The sequence below is a fragment of the Rhodococcus gordoniae genome (assembly GCF_001646655.1).
In the GTDB taxonomy this organism is placed as follows: Bacteria; Actinomycetota; Actinomycetes; order Mycobacteriales; family Mycobacteriaceae; genus Rhodococcus; species Rhodococcus gordoniae.
In genome coordinates this window covers 69,449-86,377 of sequence record NZ_LPZN01000018.1, presented here as the reverse complement: position 1 = coordinate 86,377, position 16,929 = coordinate 69,449, and the positions used below count along the sequence as shown (strand labels likewise).

The window sequence follows — 16,929 nt, the reverse complement described above, 5'->3', positions numbered from 1 at the left end:
TTGACGACGAATCGATACAGATCCTACGGTGAGTTTGTTTGATTCGGATCACAGCGGGAATACCGATGTGTCCACGGTCCGCTCGCCCACACACGCGAGCTTGCTGCAAAGGAGTGCTCCATGCCTGCACCACACACACTGCCCGGCCCCAACGCGGACCTCTGGGATTGGCAGATGCACGGCAAGTGTCGTGGTGTCGACTCCTCCGTGTTCTTCCACCCCGACGGTGAGCGCGGTCGTGCACGTGCCCAGCGGGAGAACCGCGCGAAGGAGCTGTGCCGCACCTGCCCCGTGCTGGCCCGCTGCCGCGACCACGCCTTGGCCGTCGCCGAACCGTACGGGATCTGGGGTGGCATGTCGGAGACCGAGCGCGAGATGTACACGAGGCAACGGCGGCGGAAGGTTGCGGTGTGAGACCGTCACCGGTCCCGTGACAACGCCCGCACGGTCGTGACCGTGCGGTGACAGGACCGTGACGATGCGACCGCGACGATGCGACTGCGAGCATGCGCCGACACGACGGAGGCCCCGCAGGGAATGCGAACATTCCCTGCGGGGCCTCGCTGTGTTCGTACCACCCGGAACGGCTTCCACGTCCGGTGCGGCCTACGGGCCCGGACGACGGGCCCGTAGGCGTGCCCGGTCGCTCAGTGGGCGTGTCCGTGGCCGTGTCCGGCCTCGGCTGCTTCTTCCGGCTTGTCGACGACGGCGCTCTCGGTGGTGAGCACCATGCGCGCCACCGACGCGGCGTTCACGACGGCCGAGCGCGTCACCTTCACCGGGTCGACGACGCCCTCGGCTACGAGGTCGCCGTACGAGAGGGTCGCGGCGTTGAAGCCCTGTCCGCTCTCCCCCACCTTGCTCACGACCACCGCACCGTCGACGCCCGCGTTGGCGGCGATCCAGTACAGCGGTGCGGTGAGCGCGGTACGCAGGGCGGCGACGCCCGTCGCGGCGTCACCGGAGAGAGAGGCCTGGAGCTCTTCGAGCGAACGCGCGGCCTGCACGAGAGCCGAACCGCCACCGGGGACGATGCCCTCCTCGATGGCCGCCTTCGCAGCGTTGACGGCGTCCTCGACGCGGAACTTGCGTTCCTTCAGATCCGTCTCGGTCGCCGCACCCACGCGGATGACGGCGACGCCACCGGCGAGCTTCGCCAGGCGCTCTTCGAGCTTCTCGCGGTCCCAGTCGGAATCGGTGGCCTCGATCTCGCGACGCAGCTGGGCCGCACGCGCCTCGATGTCCTCGGCCGTGCCGGCACCGTCGACGATCGTGGTGCTGTCCTTGGTCACGACGACGCGGCGGGCCGAACCGAGCAGATCGAGTCCGGCCTCCTTGAGGGACAGACCCAGATCGGAATTGATGACCGTGCCCGCGGTGACGACGGCGAGGTCCTCGAGGAACGCCTTCCGGCGATCACCGAAGTACGGAGCCTTGACGGCAACGGCCTTGAGGGTCTTGCGGATCGCGTTGACCACGAGAGTCGACAGCGGCTCACCCTCGATGTCCTCGGCGATGATCACAACCGGCTTACCGGACTCTGCGATCTTCTCGAGGAGCGGAAGGAAATCGGGAAGCGAGGTGATCTTCTCGCGGTAGAGCAGGACGAGTGCGTCCTCGAGGACGGCCTCCTGCGCCTCGATGTCCGTGATGAAGTAGGGCGAGAGGAAGCCCTTGTCGAACTGCACGCCCTCCGTGACGACCAGTTCGGTGTGCAGCGTGGAGGATTCCTCGACGGTGACGACACCGTTCTTCCCGACTCGGGTCAGCGCCTCGCCGACCATCTCGCCGATCTCCTCGTCGCGCGAGGACACGGTGGCGACCTGCGCGATGGCGGTCTTGCCCTCGACGGGGGTGGCGGCCGCGAGCAGGGCCTCGCTCACCTTGTCCGCCCCCTGGGCGATACCGGCTCCGAGCGAGATCGGATTGGCGCCTGCGGCAACGTTCTTCAGGCCGGCCTTGACCAGTGCCTGCGCCAGAACGGTGGCGGTGGTGGTGCCGTCACCCGCAACGTCGTTGGTCTTGGTCGCGACACTCTTGACGAGCTGGGCGCCGAGGTTCTCGAAAGGATCCTCCAGCTCGATCTCCCGGGCGATGCTCACACCGTCGTTCGTGACGGTCGGACCACCGAAGGCCTTGGCGAGCACGACGTGCCGGCCACGCGGGCCGAGCGTCACCTTGACGGCGTCGGCCAGCTGGTCGACGCCGCGCTCGAGAGCCCGCCGCGCGGTCTCGTTGAACTCGATTTGCTTGGACATGTTCTGCGACTACTCCTGGACTCGGATGTTCCCCAACGTATTCCGCCCCGGGTCCGAAACGGGACACCGGGGCGGAATGCAAGCGGCCTACTTGGCGACGACAGCCAGGACGTCGCGCGCAGACAGGATCAGGTACTCCTCGCCGGCGTACTTGATCTCGGTTCCGCCGTACTTGCTGTAGATGACGACGTCGCCTTCCTTGACGTCCAGCGGGATGCGCTTGTCGCCATCTTCGTCCCAGCGGCCGGGGCCGACGGCGACGACGGTGCCCTCCTGGGGCTTCTCCTTCGCCGTGTCCGGGATGACCAGGCCGGAGGCAGTCGTCGTCTCGGCCTCGTTGGCCTGGACGAGGATCTTGTCCTCGAGCGGCTTGATGTTCACGCTCGCCACGATGAGCCCTCCACTTTCAGGGGTATTGGGGTCCGAGAATCGTTGTTCTCGAACACGGGTGTGTTCAGTCATCACGGTGACTCCGCACGCGTCCCGTCGTCGCGGGTGCCGGGCCGGCGCTCGGTGTCACTAGCACTCTATACACGCGAGTGCCAGCGCTCAAGGGCAACGGGTGCAAACACGCCGACCTGCACAAAACCCGGCGCTATGTTACGGTTGAATAACGGAAACCGATGAGCGTGATCGTTCGGTGACCTCAGCTGAGGTAGGGCGCCGACCGCCTGGTCGTCGATCACGCACGGAAGGTGAACAATGCCCACGTCGCTCGGCATCTCTGTCGGCGCCTCCGGCGTCGGCTCGGCCCTGCGCGTCGACGCTGCAACCGCGCCCACAACGGAATTCCGCAGACTCGCCGCCGAATCCCAGCCCGGCCGCGATCTCGGCGATCTCGTCTTCGACGCCGTCTCGCTCACGTCCTCCCGGGGGTCGGGTACCCCCGACACCGTCACCGTCGCATACCGCACCGAGGAACAGGCGACCGAGATCCGCATGGCTGCGGAGCGGACGGGCCACATGGTCCGCCTCGTTCCGGAGACCACTGCCGCACTCGAATACCTCTACACCGTGGGGGTCCGTCGCGAACCCGGCGCGATCGCGCTCGTCGACATGGGAGCCACCGGCACGACCGTCTCCGTTCTCGATCGGGAGACCGGCACCCTGCTGCGGTCCGCACGCACCGAGACCGTCGGCGGCAACGCCCTGGCCGCCCGTGTTCTCGATCACGTCCGCACCGCCACCGAACGGATGCGCACCCGTCGGCAGATCGACCCCGAACTGCTCGCCGCCCGGTGCCAGGGCGCCCAGGAGGCTCTCGCCACCGCGTCGTCGACCCGCATCGACATCGCCGAGGCCGGCCCCGACGCGTCCGTCACCCTCACCCGCGCGGAACTGGACGAACTGACCGCCCAACTCGCGGCCGAGGCCGCAGTCTTCACTCGGCGCATCTGCTCGAGCACCGATCCGGTGCCCGACACGATGGCACTCGTCGGCGGCGCAGCCGCCTCCCCCGCGCTCGCCACAGCCGTCTCGGCGGATTTCGACGGCGAGATCATCACCGTCCCCGAGCCGGCAGCGGCCGCCGCGATCGGCGCGGCGCTGTCGGGCGACTCCCCCTCCTCCACCGGATACGCCGTGGTCGGCGCACTGCCGAACACCGGGAACAGATCCTCGGGCCGCGTCTCCGGCGCGGTCGCCGGGCTGCTGGTACTCAGCGCGATCATGGCCGGTTTCGCCACCCAGCACTTCACCGGCCGCGAGAGCACCGACGCCCGGGTGTCGCCGCGCTTCACCAGCGGAGCCGTCCCTACACAGGAGGCCGGCCCGAGTGAGACGGGCATCCCGTCCCACGACCCGCCGCCCGAACCCGTGACGTCCCGCGACTCCGAGGACATCCTCGCGCCGACAACGGTCCCGTGGCCGCTGCCGACCGTCGAGCACACCGCTCCGGCCACCCGCGAGACGTGGCCCACCGTGCCCGAGTCGCCGAGCACCACCGTGACGCCCACGCCGATCGATCAGGTGCCGACACCCGGATTGTCCGCGGGGGAGGAATTCGACACCACGCGGCCGTCGACGACGCCGGGTTCCGAGACCACGCCGAGCCCGGACACGACGGCACCCGACACCTCGGCCCCCGACACGACAGCTCCGGTCACCCCGGCCCCGGTCACTACCGAACCGAGCACTCCGCCGGCAACCCCCAGCCCGGCTCCCACCGATCCGGAGACCACCGAACCGGGGACCGGGGTGAGCCCGACGCCACCGTCGAGCACGTCACCGGTCGAGTCACCGGTCGAGTCGCCGGCCGCGTCCCTCACCGGTGCGTCGCCGTCCTCGACGATCGCGCCGGTCACGGAGGAGAGCACGTCAGCGGAGACCACGACAGGAGCAGGCACCTCGGCGATCGCCCCCACCTGAGCCCGGACGACCCGATCGGAAGGCTCAGGCCACCACCTGCGAGACCGACACCGACAGACCCGGATCCGTCGCGGCTCCCAGCGAGGAGGGCTGCGCGCCCGCAGCGATGAGGTGCGCACCCAGCGACGCGATCATGACGCCGTTGTCGGTGCACAGCTTCGGTCGGGGCACCCTCAGGGTGATCCCGGCGGCGGCACAACGCTCCTCGGCGAGCTCGCGCAGCCGACTGTTGGCTGTCGCTCCACCACCGAGGACGAGCGTGTCGACACCGAGATCCTGCGCGGCCCGTACCGCCTTCATGGTGAGCACGTCCGCCACCGCCTCCTGGAAACCCGCGGCGACATCGGCGACCGGCACCGGCTCGCCCGCGCGTTCCCTGGCTTCGACGAACCGGGCGACCGCGGTCTTGAGACCGGAGAACGAGAAGTCGTGGCGTGCGTCGCGCGGACCGGTCATACCCCGGGGGAAGACGACCGCGGTGGGATCGCCCTCGCGGGCCAGCCGGTCGACCTCGGGACCCCCCGGGTAGCCGAGCCCCAGCAGACGGGCGACCTTGTCGAAGGCCTCACCGGCGGCGTCGTCGACGGTCGTGCCGAGTTCGACGATGGGCTTGCCGAGATGTTCGACGTGCAGCAGATGGGTGTGGCCACCGGAGACGAGCAGCGCCACGCAGGGCGGCATCGGCCCGTGTTCGAGGGTGTCGACCGCGACATGACCCGCGAGGTGGTTGATCGCGAAGAACGGCACGTTCCATGCCGCTGCGTAGGCCTTGGCCGCCGCGACACCGACGAGCAGTGCCCCGGCGAGACCGGGGCCGATCGTCACGCACACCGCGTCCGGCTTCTCGAGCCCCGCTTCGTCCAGCGCACGCCGCATGGTCGGCACCATCGCCTCGAGGTGGGCGCGCGACGCGATCTCCGGCACCACACCACCGAATCGGGCATGCTCGTCGACACTCGACGCCACCGCGTCGGCCATCAGCTCGAGGGTGCCGTCGCCCACCCAGCGGACGATGCCGACACCGGTCTCGTCGCACGAACTCTCGATGCCCATCACGACGGGACACTCGGGCAGCTCGAATCGGGAACTGGTGGTGCTCACGCCGGTGACTCCTCTCGCGGATCCGGACGACGCATCGTGTACGCGTCCGCGCCGCTCGGCTGGTAGTAACGCTTCCTGGTTCCGACGATCTCGAAGCCCTCGCGCCGGTACAGGGCGATCGCCGGGTCGTTGTCGGTGCGCACCTCGAGGAAGACCGGCCCTCCCCAGCGGTCGGCCACGGCCAGCAACTCGTCCAGCAGGGCCCCGCCGATCCCCCGGCGGCGCGCCGCGGGATCCACGCCGATGGTGTGCACCTCGGACTCGGGTCCGATCGCTGTACCGAGGCGCGCGAGCCCCGCGTAACCGATCAGGCGCCCCTGCGGGTCGCGCGCGGCGAAGTAGCGGTTGTGGGGCGACGCCAGCTCCGAACGGAAGGCATCCGCACTCCACGGGTCGTCGCCGGGGAACAGGATCTGCTCGAGTTCGGCGCAGCGCGGCGCATCCTCCGGACGCAGCGCATCGATGACGACCGCGTCGCCGGCGGCCGTGTTCTCCTCGGGGGTCGCGTTCATGCTCGACGGTTCGCGGTCTCCACCGCGTCGGGCCGGCGCAGGTACAGGGGAACGAGCGGAGCCGGTTCGGTACCCGCGCGCAGGGCGTCGGCGGCGACGGCCACCAGTCCTGCCGGGGACGGGCTCTGCACGTCCACCTCCGGAAGGTCGAACAGCGCGACATGCGACGGCGATCCGGCGACACGCACCGACGGCTCCGCGGGCACGTCGGCGGGCTTGCGCACCTCGGGTCCATCGATCCGGCGACCGCCGGAATAGCGCGACCAGTAGATCTCGCGACGACGGGCATCGGTGACCACGAGCAGATCGTCGTCCGCACCGTGTTCGCGGTGGACGTCGGCGGCGATCGCATCGAGGCTGCACACACCGTGCACGGGGATTCCGAGAGCATCGCCGAAGGCGGCGGCGGTGGCCATGCCGACGCGGAGACCGGTGAACGGGCCGGGACCGATGCCGACGACGATCGCGTCGAGATCCGAGGGTGCGGCACCGGCTTCGGCGAGGCACTCGAGGATCTGCGGCGTGAGGACTTCGGCGTGCGCTCGCGGATTGTCGGTGACCCGTGCGGCGACCACCTCGGGCCGGGCGTCGCTTCGACCGCGGTCGAGACGGACGACTCCCGAGGTCACGGCGGGGGTGGCGGTATCGACGGCGAGCACGAGCACGATGTATCAGCCTACCCCGCGCGAACTGCCCGGTCGGTGCGCAGTGACCGAAGCCACCGGCAGGCAGTGCGCTCCGGAGGCTTCCGGAGGGTCAGCCCACCCACTCCCAGGCGGCACGCCGGACGTCGGTGCCCGGATCGCGCCGGAGCCGGACCCGCAGATGCCGTTCGGCGAGCTGTTCGACCAGGCCACCACCCCATTCGACCACCACGACCGTGTCGGTCAGATCGGTGTCGAGGTCGAGCGCGTCGAGTTCGTCGAGGGCGTCCGGCCCGTCGCCGAGACGGTAGGCGTCGACGTGGACGAGCCCCACCGGTTCGCGGCCCTCCGGACTGCCCGGCCGGTGTTCGCGTGCAATGACGAAGGTCGGCGACGTCACGCGTCCCTCGACTCCGAGACCGGCGGCGATTCCCCGGGTCAGTGCCGTCTTGCCCGCGCCGAGAGGGCCGTCGAGCACCACGAGGTCGCCGGCACGCAACTCCGCTGCGAGCCGGCGGCCGAAGGCCTCGGTGTCCTCCACGGTCGGCAGTTCGATGCTCTGCTCACCCACCCACGACCCATTCGATTGCGACTCACCCACTTGCGATCTGCCTTCCGGTCGCTCCCCGCGTGAAACTGCGCTGGATCAGACGGTCGAGTGCACGGTCGACCACCTCGGGGAACTCGAGCTGGACCAGGTGCCCGGCACCGCGCACCCGCTCGAGTTCGACGTCGGGCAGCTCGTCCGCCAGCGCCTCGGAACTCGCGTACGGGATGACCATGTCGGCGTCCCCCGAGAGCACCAGGACGGGAACGGTGCCCAGGACGGGCAGTGCCGCGGACTCGTCGTGAAGTTCGAGGGTGCGGAGGAAGTTGACGATGGTCGGCACCGACGTCTCGTCGAGCATCCGGTCGGACAACTGCGCCAGGCGCGGGCTCACCACCGTGCCGTAGGACGCCGCCCGCAGGATCGGCGTCACGACGGCACGCGCGGCGCCGCGCGCGAACTGCACGAAACCGGGGGCGGTGCGCGCCGCATAACGGAACGCGTCGATCACCGGATTCTCGAGATTGCGTCCGATACCGGTCTTGCTGAGGCCTGCCGCGGTGGTCGCCAGGAGTCCGACCCCCACGATGCGGTCGCCGAACAGTTCGGGTCGCTGGGACGCGAGGGCGATCGCGGTCATGCCCCCCATCGAGTGGCCCACGACGACCACCGGACCGGTAGGCGCGACCTCGTCGATCACCCGGCCCAGGTCGCGGCCCAGCTGCGCGATGGTGCACTTCGACGAACCGGAGAAGCCGGATTCACCGTGGCCACGCTGGTCGTAGAAGACGGCGCGCACGTCGCGTCCCCATTGTTCGCGCATATGCCGGTACTGCAGGTGCCAGGACTGCATCCGCAGGCAGTAGCCGTGGACGAACACGACGGTGAGCGGAGCCAGGGCCGAGCCGCTCTCGCGGACCACGAGCCTGACACCGTCCTCGGTGGTGACGATCCGGCGCGGGAGCCGGAGGATCTCGTCGAAGTCCTCGTTCCGGTAGATCTCGTGGGCAGGCGCTCCCGCAGTCCTGACCGCGTACAGACCCGCCGACGATGCGAGCGTCACGAGGCTCGCACCGAGGAGTCCCATCCTGCTCACGAGGGACATGCCGTCACGCTCCCTTCGCTCCCGACGTAGGTCCGGACCGTCCGTCCGCCGATCCCGGTCACGATCTCGTAGTTGATCGTGTCCAGTTTGTCGGCCCAGTCCTGGGCGTTCGGCTCTCCGTGACGCCCGTCACCGAAGAACAACGCTTCGTCGCCCTCGCTTACTCCGGCGCCGTCGGGACCGAGGTCGACGACGACCTGGTCCATGCACACGCGCCCGATCTGCGGGCACCGGCGTCCGCCGAGCTGCACCTCGATGCGCCCGCTGAGACTGCGGCGGACGCCGTCCGCGTATCCCAGAGGCAACAGCGCCACCGTCGTATCCGCGGGAGCGGTCCAGGTGTGCCCGTAGGACACGCCGTCCCCCGCCTTCACCTTCTTCACCAGCACCACCCTCGCCCGTACGGTCATCACCGGCCGGAAGCCCATGTCGCCGAGTTCCGGGATCGGTGTCAATCCGTACATCGCAATTCCGGGCCGAACCATGTCGAATCGCAGGTCGGAGCGGGTGACGGTGGCCGCGGAATTCGACAGATGCACCACCTCCGGTGCCAGGGAATGCCGCCGCAGATCCGCGACGGCCTCGCTCAGCCGGTCGCGCTGCTCGGCGTTACCCGGATGCTCGGGCTCGTCGCCGTGAGCGAGGTGGGAGAAGGCACCGCGCAGGCGCACCACACCCTCGGCCTGTGCCCGGCCGAGATCGCGGAGCATGTCGCCCCACTCGTCGACCGCCACACCGTTGCGGTTCAGGCCGGTGTCGACCTTGACGGTGACGGTCGCAGTGATGCCGACCCGCCGGGCCGCCTCGACGACGGCCGCGAGGTGCCGTGGTGAGGACAGACCCAGTTCGATCCCGGCCTCCACCGCGGGAGCGAAGTCGGAGTCCGCGGTATGCAGCCACGACAGGATCGGTGCCTCGATGCCCGCGGCGCGAAGTTCGAGGGCCTCGCCGAGCGTCGTCACACCCAGCTCGCGGGCGCCCGCGGTGAGCGCGGCCCGCGCCACCGGAACGGCTCCGTGGTTGTAGGCGTCGGCCTTGACAACGGCCATGACCGCGGCCGGACCCGCGTACTCCCGCAGCGCTCGCACATTCTCCGCCACGGCATCGAGATCGATGACCGCTTCCGCTTGGGGAAGGACGGTACGTGCAGGTCGCGGGGTGCGTTGGGTCGTGGTCACGTCTGTCGATCCTGCCACTGCGCCGCCGGACGCCGACGTCGCGTCCCCGTGTGCCACGTCACGATTCGGCAATATGGGTGCGCAGCAGGCGAATCGAGTCGCCGATGCGCGAGAGGATCGCGCTCGCCGAGATCGGTGCCGCTCCGGAGCCGCTCGGGTCCTGCGCGGCGAGGTTCGCGGCGAGTGCGTGGGCCCGTGCACCGGCGGCCGCGGCCAGGTCGACCGGCATGCCCGACGAGAGCAGAGACCCGATGATGCCGGCCAGCACGTCGCCGGCGCCCGCGGTCGACGCCCACGAGCCGCCCGCGTCGTTGACGAAGACATGCCCGTCGGGTCGTGCCACGAGCGTCGCGCGGCCCTTGAGCAGCACGTGCACACCCCAGTCGGCGGCGAGGGAACGGACCGCCCCGACTCGGTCCGGTTCGGGACGATTCCCGGTCAGACGTGCGAATTCGCCGGCGTGCGGGGTGAGCAGGGTGGGCGCGGACCGTCCCTGCACCAGATCGGGGACGCGGGCGAGCAGAGTCAGCCCGTCGGCGTCGACGAGCACCGGCAGGTCGGTGGCGAGGATGTCGCGCAGGGTCGCGCAGGCCTCGTCGTCTGTACCGGCACCGGGGCCGACCACCCAGGCCTGCACTCGTCCGGTCTCGGCCACCGAGGGTGACACGACGACTTCGGGGAACCGCGCGAGCACCTCGGAGGCACCCGACCCGGCGTAGCGCACCATGCCGGAGGTCGCGGCGACGGCCGCGCCCGTGCACAGCACGCCGGCGCCGGGATATCTCGCGCTGCCCGCGCGGATACCCACCACGCCCTGGCTGTACTTGTCGTCGTCGGCGCCGGGAACCGGCCAGATCGCGCCGACCTCCGACGGTTCGGCCGCGACCAGCCGCGCTTCGGGAAGGGTGAGTCCGATATCGACGAGGTCGACCCGTCCGCACTGTGTCGGAGCGAGGGCATGCACCGGTTTGCAGGCGCCGAAGGTGACGGTGACCGCGGCCGTCACCGCAGGTCCGTCCGTCGCACCCGTGTCGGGGTCGACGCCGCTGGGTGTGTCGACCGCGACGATCGGCGCGGAGATCGCGTCGACGAGGGCGGCAGCGACCGGTCGCAGCGACCCGCGGCCCGAGATGCCGACGATCCCGTCGAGCACGATGTCGGGATCGCCGAGGTGGTCGCTCGTCGCCGGCACGACCCGGCCGCCGGCCCGCCGCAGCGCCCGCAGGCCCGCGGGATGGGCGCGGGCGGGGTCGAGCAGCAGCGCCGTGACGGACACGCCGCGGCGGCGCAGGAAGGTGCCCGCCCACAGCGCGTCGCCGCCGTTGTCGCCCGATCCGACGAGCAGACTCACCCGCCGACCGGCGATCCCACCGGTACGTTCGCGCAGTTCGGAGGCCACGACCCGTGCGAGCCCGTGGGCCGCCCGCCGCATGAGCGTCCCTTCCGGAAGGGACGCCAGCAGCGGGGCCTCCGCCCCACGGACCACCTCGGACGGGTGATAACTGCGCATCGTTCCTCCTGCACCGCCCTCCTGCACCGGCAGCAGGTGGGCCGCTATTCGACGGTGACCGATTTGGCGAGGTTGCGGGGCTTGTCGACGTCGTATCCGCGGGCCTGTGCGACTTCCGCAGCGAAAACCTGCAGCGGCACCGTCGACAGCAGCGGCTGCAGCAGCGACGGCGCCGACGGGATCTCGACGAGATGGTCGGCGAACGGCCGGACCGTCTCGTCGCCCTCCTCGGCGATGACGACGGTGACCGCCCCGCGGGCCTGGATCTCCCGGATGTTGCTGAGCAACTTGCTGTGCAGTACGGCGCGGCCCTTCGGCGACGGCATCACCACGATGACCGGCAAGCCGTCCTCGATCAGCGCGATCGGGCCGTGCTTGAGTTCACCGGCGGCGAAACCCTCGGCGTGCATGTACGCCAGTTCCTTGAGCTTGAGGGCGCCCTCGAGCGCCACCGGATAACCCACATGCCGGCCGAGGAACAGCACGGCCGGCGAGGCCGACAGCTCCCGCGCCAGCGCCCGCACGGGCTCCATCCCGGTCAGCAGCTCGGCGATCTTCTCCGGCATCGCCGCCAGGTCCTGGTACTCGCGAGCCACCTCGTCGGGATACTTCGTGCCGCGCGCCTGCGCCAGTGCCAGACCCACCAGGTAGTTCGCGGCCATCTGCGCCAGGAACGCCTTCGTCGACGCCACACCGATCTCCGGGCCGGTGCGGGTGTAGAGCACCGCGTCGGCCTCGCGGGGAATCTGCGCGCCGTTGGTGTTGCACACCGCCAGCACACGCGCCTTCTGGTCCTTGGCGTGGCGGACCGCCTCGAGCGTGTCGGCGGTCTCCCCGGACTGCGAGATCGCCACGACCAGCGTGGACCGGTCGAGCACCGGGTCGCGGTAGCGGAACTCCGAGGCCAGCTCGACCTCGACGGGCAGCCGGGTCCAGTGCTCGATCGCGTACTTGGCGACCAGGCCCGAGTGGTACGAGCTGCCGCACGCGACGACGAACACCTTGTCGATGTCGCGCAGTTCCTGATCGGACAGGCGCTGCTCGTCGAGCACGATGCAGCCGTCGACGAAGTGACCGCGCAGGGTGTCGGCGACCGCCGCCGGCTGCTCCTCGATCTCCTTGAGCATGAAGTAGTCGTGGCCGCCCTTCTCGGCGGCGGCGAGATCCCAGTCGATGGTGAACGGACGTGTCGCCACGTCGGTGTCGCCCTCGAAGTCGGTGACCTCGTAGGAGTCGTTGGTGATCACCACCACCTGGTCCTGACCGAGCTCGACGGCCTCACGGGTGAACTCGATGAACGCCGCGACGTCCGAAGCGATGAACATCTCGCCGTCGCCGACCCCGACGACCAGCGGCGTCGACCGGCGGGCCGCCACGATCGTGCCCGGATGATCTGAGTGGGCGAAGACCAGCGTGAACGCACCCTGCAGACGGCGCAGCACACTGCGGGCGCTGTCGACGAAGTTGCCCGCCGTCGGGCCCTCCGCGTAGGCGCGGGCCACCAGGTGCACCGCGACCTCGGTGTCGGTGTCGCTGGCCAGTTCCACACCCGACTTCTCGAGCTCCTCGCGCAGCGGCGCGAAGTTCTCGATGATGCCGTTGTGCACCACCGCGACCTTGCCGGTCGCGTCGCGATGCGGGTGCGCGTTGCGGTCGGTGGGACGCCCGTGGGTGGCCCACCGGGTGTGCCCCATCCCCGCGGTCCCGGCGAAATGCTCTTCGCCGATCTCGGCGAGCTCGGCCTCCAGGTTGACCAGCCGCCCCGCCTTCCGCTCGACGGCCAGACCACCCTTGCCGTCCAGGATGGCGACGCCCGCCGAGTCGTAACCCCGGTACTCCATCCGCCGCAGCGCCTCCACCACGACGTCGAGAGCACGACGGTGCCCGACATAGCCCACGATTCCGCACATGCCTAGCAGGGTACTGGTCGACCCCCGCCCGGGAACAACACACCGGTGGGGCCGCGCACCTGCATCGAGGCACGCCGTCCGGTACGCACCGACCCCGGCGGGCGGCACCATCCGCTAACGTTCAGGCCGTGGCGGCGAACCCCAAGAAACTGGCTCAGGAACTCTCCCGGCGCGGCCCGCACACGGTGCTGCGCGGCGACCTGGCGCTCGCCGGTCAGCCGGGTGTCGTGTACACCCCCGCGGAAGGTTTCGACCTGCCCGCGATCGCATTCGGTCACGGCTGGCTCACCGGGGTGACCAAGTACACGAAACTCTTCGAGCACCTCGCGTCCTGGGGAATCGTGGTGGGGGCTCCCAACACCGAGCGCGGACCGGTGCCGTCGGCGATCGGGTTGTCGACCGACCTGCTCACCACCCTCGACATCTGTGCCGGCGTGCGTCTCGGCACCGGGCGGATCAGTGTCCACCCGTCGAAGCTCGCGCTGGTGGGCCACGGCTCCGGCGCGGGTGCGGCGGTGCTCGCCGCCGCGAGACGCGAGGTCGCGACCGTCGCTGCGCTCTACCCCTCGCCCGTCTCCCCCGCCGCGTCCGAGGCGGCCGCCCGAGTCCGGGCACCGGGCCTCGTCCTCGTCGGAGAGAAGAGCATCGGGTCGATGACCAGCGACGCCGTCGCGGTCGCCCGGGGCTGGGGCAGCGACGACGTGCAGCTGCGCGTGGTCGACAAGGCCGACGACGAAGGGCTCGTCGAGGGCCGCCGCCTGCTCGGCGCCCTCGGTGTGGGCGGTGCGGAGCGGCGCACGCAGGAACGCACCCGTGCCGTGCTCACCGGCTTCCTGCTCCATCGCCTGACCGGCGACAAGACGTACGCGATCTTCTCCGATCCCACCACCGAACTGCCCGGGTCCACGGTGATCGCCGATCCCGACGCCGTCGACCGCGATCTCGGCACGCAGGTCAATCTGCTCCTCGGACGCTGACAGCGCGGCGCCTCGTCGTTCGCGTCACAACGGTCCGGCTTCGGCGAGCACGACGACGTCGTCGCTCTCGTCGCTCTCGTCCTGTGGGCGGACCTCCTGGACGGATCCGGGTGGGTGCTCGCGTTTGCGTTCGCCCGGCCGGACACCCGGGACGGGCACGGCCGCACCGTGATCGGCGCGGTCCTGCGCCATCGGTACGTCCTGCACGGACCCGCCCTCGGCGCCTGCGGCCGTCTCGGCACCGGACGCATCTGCGGCCGTCTCGGCACCGGACGCATCTGCGGCCGCCTCGGCACCGTCCGCGGCGCGTTCCGTGGCGGTCGACAGCTCGGTGAGACTGTCCGCGATCCGGCGGCCGGCGTCGTCGCACGCCTGCACCAGTGCGTCGACGGCGTCGCGGACGGCCGGCACCAGTCGTTCCTCGACCCATCTCCGGCACTCGACGGCAGGGTCTGCCGCTGCTCCCCCACCGGGCGGGTCGCCGAACCAGCGTGATCGCTCCTCCGGGGTCGGTCCGTGCGGGCCGCCGCTCGCCCCGGCGACGATCGTGTCGATCTCGTCCCTCGTCCGGCCGCCCACGGGCCGCTCCGCGAGACCCCCGACGACGCGGGCCTTCTCACGCAGCGCGTCGGCGATCGCGGAAGCAGCCGTCTCGAGTGCTCCCGCGAGATCGGTCAGCGACGCACACAATCCGACTCCCCCGGCGATGGTGGACGTCAGGGCCGTGCGGGCGTGCTCCGCGGTGGAGCCGTCCCATGCCTCGTCGAGTCGCAGCAGGAGGCGCCGCTGTTCGTCGGTCCGACGGCCGAGGGATGCCGCGAGCGAGCGCACCCCGGCCGCGTCGTCGGTGAGTGCCGGCAGGGAGAGGGCACGGTGCTCGTCGTAGCGGGCGCGGACATCCGCGACGGTACTGCCGGTCGCGCAGCCGAGAGCGTGTAGGCATCGCAGGTCGTCGGACAGACGGGCCAGGCCGGGCGCTCCGGCGTCCAGGAGGTCGCCTACGTCCACAGGAGGATTCCTCACGACCGGCGGTCTCCCGAGTGGTCGAGTGCGGCACGGGCCGCCACATCGGCGAGTGCGACCTCGATGGTGAGGTCCTGGTCCAGGTAGCCGTCTGCCACGGCGCGCAGCGCATCGGCATGCGCCTGTACGGTGGCCACCCAGGTCTCGCACGAGGCGCGCACCCTGCGATATCCGGTCTCGGCGCAGACGCCGGCCGAGCGGTGCGCCGATCCGGTGCCGGACCCGTCGAATCGGAGACCGCCGAATCCGCGACGGATCTCGCGGTCGGCGTCCTCGGCCACCTCCGCCAGACGTGCCGCGACCGCGCGCACCGCGTCGCCGTCGAACCCGATCGTGCCCTGCCGTATGTCCATGTCCGCTCTCCGTCCCGACGAACCCTCTCGAAGGGGTTGGACGCAGCGCGCGGCGATCCGGTTCCGCTCGCGATCAGACGGCGGCGACGACTTCCGCGAGACGGTCGGCGACGGCGCGAGCGTGATCGTCGTCGGCGGCTTCGACCATGACCCTCACGAGCTGTTCGGTGCCCGAGGGACGCAACAGCACCCGGCCGGTCTCACCGAGTTCGCTCTCGGCGGCCGCGACCGCAGCCGCCACCGTCGGATCGTTCGCCACGGCGACCTTGTCGTGGACCCGCACGTTCACGAGAACCTGCGGGAGCGAGGTCATCACCGAGGCGAGCTTCGCGAGGGGCAGGCCCGTCGTCGCGACCCGTTCCATCAGGCGGAGACCGGTGAGCACGCCGTCGCCGGTCGTGCCGTGCGCGGGAATGACGATGTGACCCGACTGTTCACCACCGAGGCCGTAGCCACCGCGCCGGAGCTCTTCGAGCACGTAGCGGTCGCCCACACCGACGGTGCGCACCTCGATCCCCGCCGCGCGCATCGCGAGGTGCAGACCGAGATTGCTCATCACTGTGGCGACGAGGGTGTCGTCGGGAAGTTCACCGGCTTCGTGCATGCCGAGGGCGAGGATCGCCATGATGGCGTCGCCGTCGATCACCGTGCCGGTCGCGTCGACCGCGAGGCAGCGATCGGCGTCGCCGTCGTGCGCGAGGCCCAGGTCGGCGCCGTGCTCGAGCACAGCTTGCTGCAGCACGGACAGGTGCGTGGAGCCGCACCCGTCGTTGATGTTCAGTCCGTCGGGTTCGGCATTGATCGCGATCACCGTCGCGCCTGCGGCAGCGTAGGCGGCCGGGCCGGCCGTCGAGGCGGCACCGTGCGCACAGTCGACCACGACGGTCGTACCGGTGAGGGGCCGGTGCACGGCGGCCGCGAGATGCGCGAGGTAACGGTCGAGTGCGTCGGACACGGCGCGTACGCGGCCTATGCCGGCGCCGGTCGGGCGTGCGGCCGTCGCGGCGTCGCCGTGCAGCACCGCTTCGATCCGGTCCTCGACCTCGTCGTCGAGCTTGCGCCCGCCGGCCGCGAAGATCTTGATGCCGTTGTCGGGCATGGGATTGTGCGACGCGGAGATCATCACACCGAGGTCGGCTTCGTAGTCACCGGTGAGGAATGCGACAGCCGGGGTGGGCAGCACGCCCACCGACAGCACGTCGACTCCGGCGGCGGTGAGTCCGGCCGTGACGGCCGCCTCGAGCATCTCGCCGCTCGCGCGGGGATCGCGACCCACGACCGCAACCGGCCGCCGGTCGGCACCCTGCGGGGCCAGAACCGCTGCGGCAGCGCCTGCGAGCCGCACTGCCAGCTCCACTGTGAGCTCGGCATTGGCCAAGCCCCGGACTCCGTCGGTGCCGAACAACCGACCCATGTACACAGCCTCCCAGTCGTGTGCGGCCCC

At 70.6% G+C, this 16,929-nt stretch carries 16 protein-coding genes; 3 read left to right on the top strand and 13 right to left on the bottom strand.

Annotated features, from left to right (window positions below; all coding sequences use genetic code 11):
* The first annotated feature begins 120 nt into the window (after positions 1–120).
* Entirely contained in the window at positions 121–414 is a 294-nt protein-coding gene (locus tag A8G18_RS10630) for a WhiB family transcriptional regulator (RefSeq protein WP_006550073.1), read from the top strand.
* A 233-nt stretch (positions 415–647) separates the two neighbouring features.
* Here the strand turns inward: A8G18_RS10630 and groL are convergent, their stop codons facing one another.
* Both groL and groES read right to left on the bottom strand, forming a co-directional pair.
* Entirely contained in the window at positions 648–2,258 is a 1,611-nt protein-coding gene (gene groL, locus A8G18_RS10625) for a chaperonin GroEL (protein WP_016934255.1), read from the bottom strand.
* 87 nt (positions 2,259–2,345) lie between these two features.
* A complete protein-coding gene (gene groES, locus A8G18_RS10620; RefSeq protein ID WP_006550071.1) occupies positions 2,346–2,648 on the bottom strand; it encodes a co-chaperone GroES in 303 nt (100 codons plus the stop codon).
* Between the two features lie 312 nt (positions 2,649–2,960).
* On the opposite strand from groES, the gene A8G18_RS10615 reads away from it, so the two are divergent.
* Complete coding sequence (locus A8G18_RS10615; protein WP_064063829.1) at positions 2,961–4,625, top strand: Hsp70 family protein; 1,665 nt, start codon at positions 2,961–2,963, stop codon at positions 4,623–4,625.
* 24 nt (positions 4,626–4,649) lie between these two features.
* Here the strand turns inward: A8G18_RS10615 and tsaD are convergent, their stop codons facing one another.
* The 8 genes from tsaD to glmS all read right to left on the bottom strand — a co-directional run bounded on the left by tsaD (position 4,650) and on the right by glmS (position 13,132).
* Entirely contained in the window at positions 4,650–5,678 is a 1,029-nt protein-coding gene (gene tsaD / locus A8G18_RS10610) for a tRNA (adenosine(37)-N6)-threonylcarbamoyltransferase complex transferase subunit TsaD (RefSeq protein ID WP_064063883.1), read from the bottom strand.
* Positions 5,679–5,722: 44 nt separating this feature from the next.
* Positions 5,723–6,238: a ribosomal protein S18-alanine N-acetyltransferase gene (gene rimI / locus A8G18_RS10605; protein WP_064063828.1), complete on the bottom strand. Its 516-nt coding sequence runs from the start codon at positions 6,236–6,238 to the stop codon at positions 5,723–5,725.
* Positions 6,235–6,903, bottom strand: a complete 669-nt coding sequence (gene tsaB, locus A8G18_RS10600; RefSeq protein WP_064063827.1) for a tRNA (adenosine(37)-N6)-threonylcarbamoyltransferase complex dimerization subunit type 1 TsaB — start codon at positions 6,901–6,903, stop codon at positions 6,235–6,237. Before tsaB ends, rimI begins: the two co-directional genes overlap by 4 nt.
* A 91-nt stretch (positions 6,904–6,994) precedes the next feature.
* A complete protein-coding gene (gene tsaE, locus A8G18_RS10595; protein ID WP_084421696.1) occupies positions 6,995–7,453 on the bottom strand; it encodes a tRNA (adenosine(37)-N6)-threonylcarbamoyltransferase complex ATPase subunit type 1 TsaE in 459 nt (152 codons plus the stop codon).
* 22 nt (positions 7,454–7,475) lie between these two features.
* Positions 7,476–8,534 carry an alpha/beta fold hydrolase gene (locus A8G18_RS10590; RefSeq protein WP_064063825.1) on the bottom strand — a complete coding sequence of 353 codons (1,059 nt, stop codon included), beginning with the start codon at positions 8,532–8,534 and terminating at the stop codon, positions 7,476–7,478.
* The gene (alr, locus tag A8G18_RS10585; protein WP_064063824.1) at positions 8,522–9,712 is read right to left on the bottom strand and encodes an alanine racemase; all 1,191 of its coding nucleotides are present in this window, start codon (positions 9,710–9,712) and stop codon (positions 8,522–8,524) included. Before alr ends, A8G18_RS10590 begins: the two co-directional genes overlap by 13 nt.
* 58 nt (positions 9,713–9,770) lie before the next feature.
* Positions 9,771–11,222 carry an NAD(P)H-hydrate dehydratase gene (locus A8G18_RS10580; protein WP_064063882.1) on the bottom strand — a complete coding sequence of 484 codons (1,452 nt, stop codon included), beginning with the start codon at positions 11,220–11,222 and terminating at the stop codon, positions 9,771–9,773.
* Positions 11,223–11,266: 44 nt separating this feature from the next.
* Positions 11,267–13,132, bottom strand: a complete 1,866-nt coding sequence (glmS, locus tag A8G18_RS10575; RefSeq protein ID WP_064063823.1) for a glutamine--fructose-6-phosphate transaminase (isomerizing) — start codon at positions 13,130–13,132, stop codon at positions 11,267–11,269.
* 128 nt (positions 13,133–13,260) lie between these two features.
* Here glmS and A8G18_RS10570 point away from each other — a divergent pair, with 128 nt between their 5' ends.
* Complete coding sequence (locus A8G18_RS10570; protein WP_064063822.1) at positions 13,261–14,109, top strand: dienelactone hydrolase family protein; 849 nt, start codon at positions 13,261–13,263, stop codon at positions 14,107–14,109.
* A 24-nt stretch (positions 14,110–14,133) separates the two neighbouring features.
* On the opposite strand, the gene A8G18_RS10565 is transcribed toward A8G18_RS10570, so the two are convergent.
* The 3 genes from A8G18_RS10565 to glmM all read right to left on the bottom strand — a co-directional run bounded on the left by A8G18_RS10565 (position 14,134) and on the right by glmM (position 16,899).
* The gene (locus A8G18_RS10565) at positions 14,134–15,117 is read right to left on the bottom strand and encodes a WXG100 family type VII secretion target (RefSeq protein ID WP_064063821.1); all 984 of its coding nucleotides are present in this window, start codon (positions 15,115–15,117) and stop codon (positions 14,134–14,136) included.
* A gap of 11 nt (positions 15,118–15,128) precedes the next feature.
* A complete protein-coding gene (locus A8G18_RS10560; RefSeq protein ID WP_064063820.1) occupies positions 15,129–15,485 on the bottom strand; it encodes a hypothetical protein in 357 nt (118 codons plus the stop codon).
* Positions 15,486–15,558: 73 nt separating this feature from the next.
* The gene (glmM, locus tag A8G18_RS10555) at positions 15,559–16,899 is read right to left on the bottom strand and encodes a phosphoglucosamine mutase (protein WP_064063881.1); all 1,341 of its coding nucleotides are present in this window, start codon (positions 16,897–16,899) and stop codon (positions 15,559–15,561) included.
* Positions 16,900–16,929: the final 30 nt, after the last annotated feature.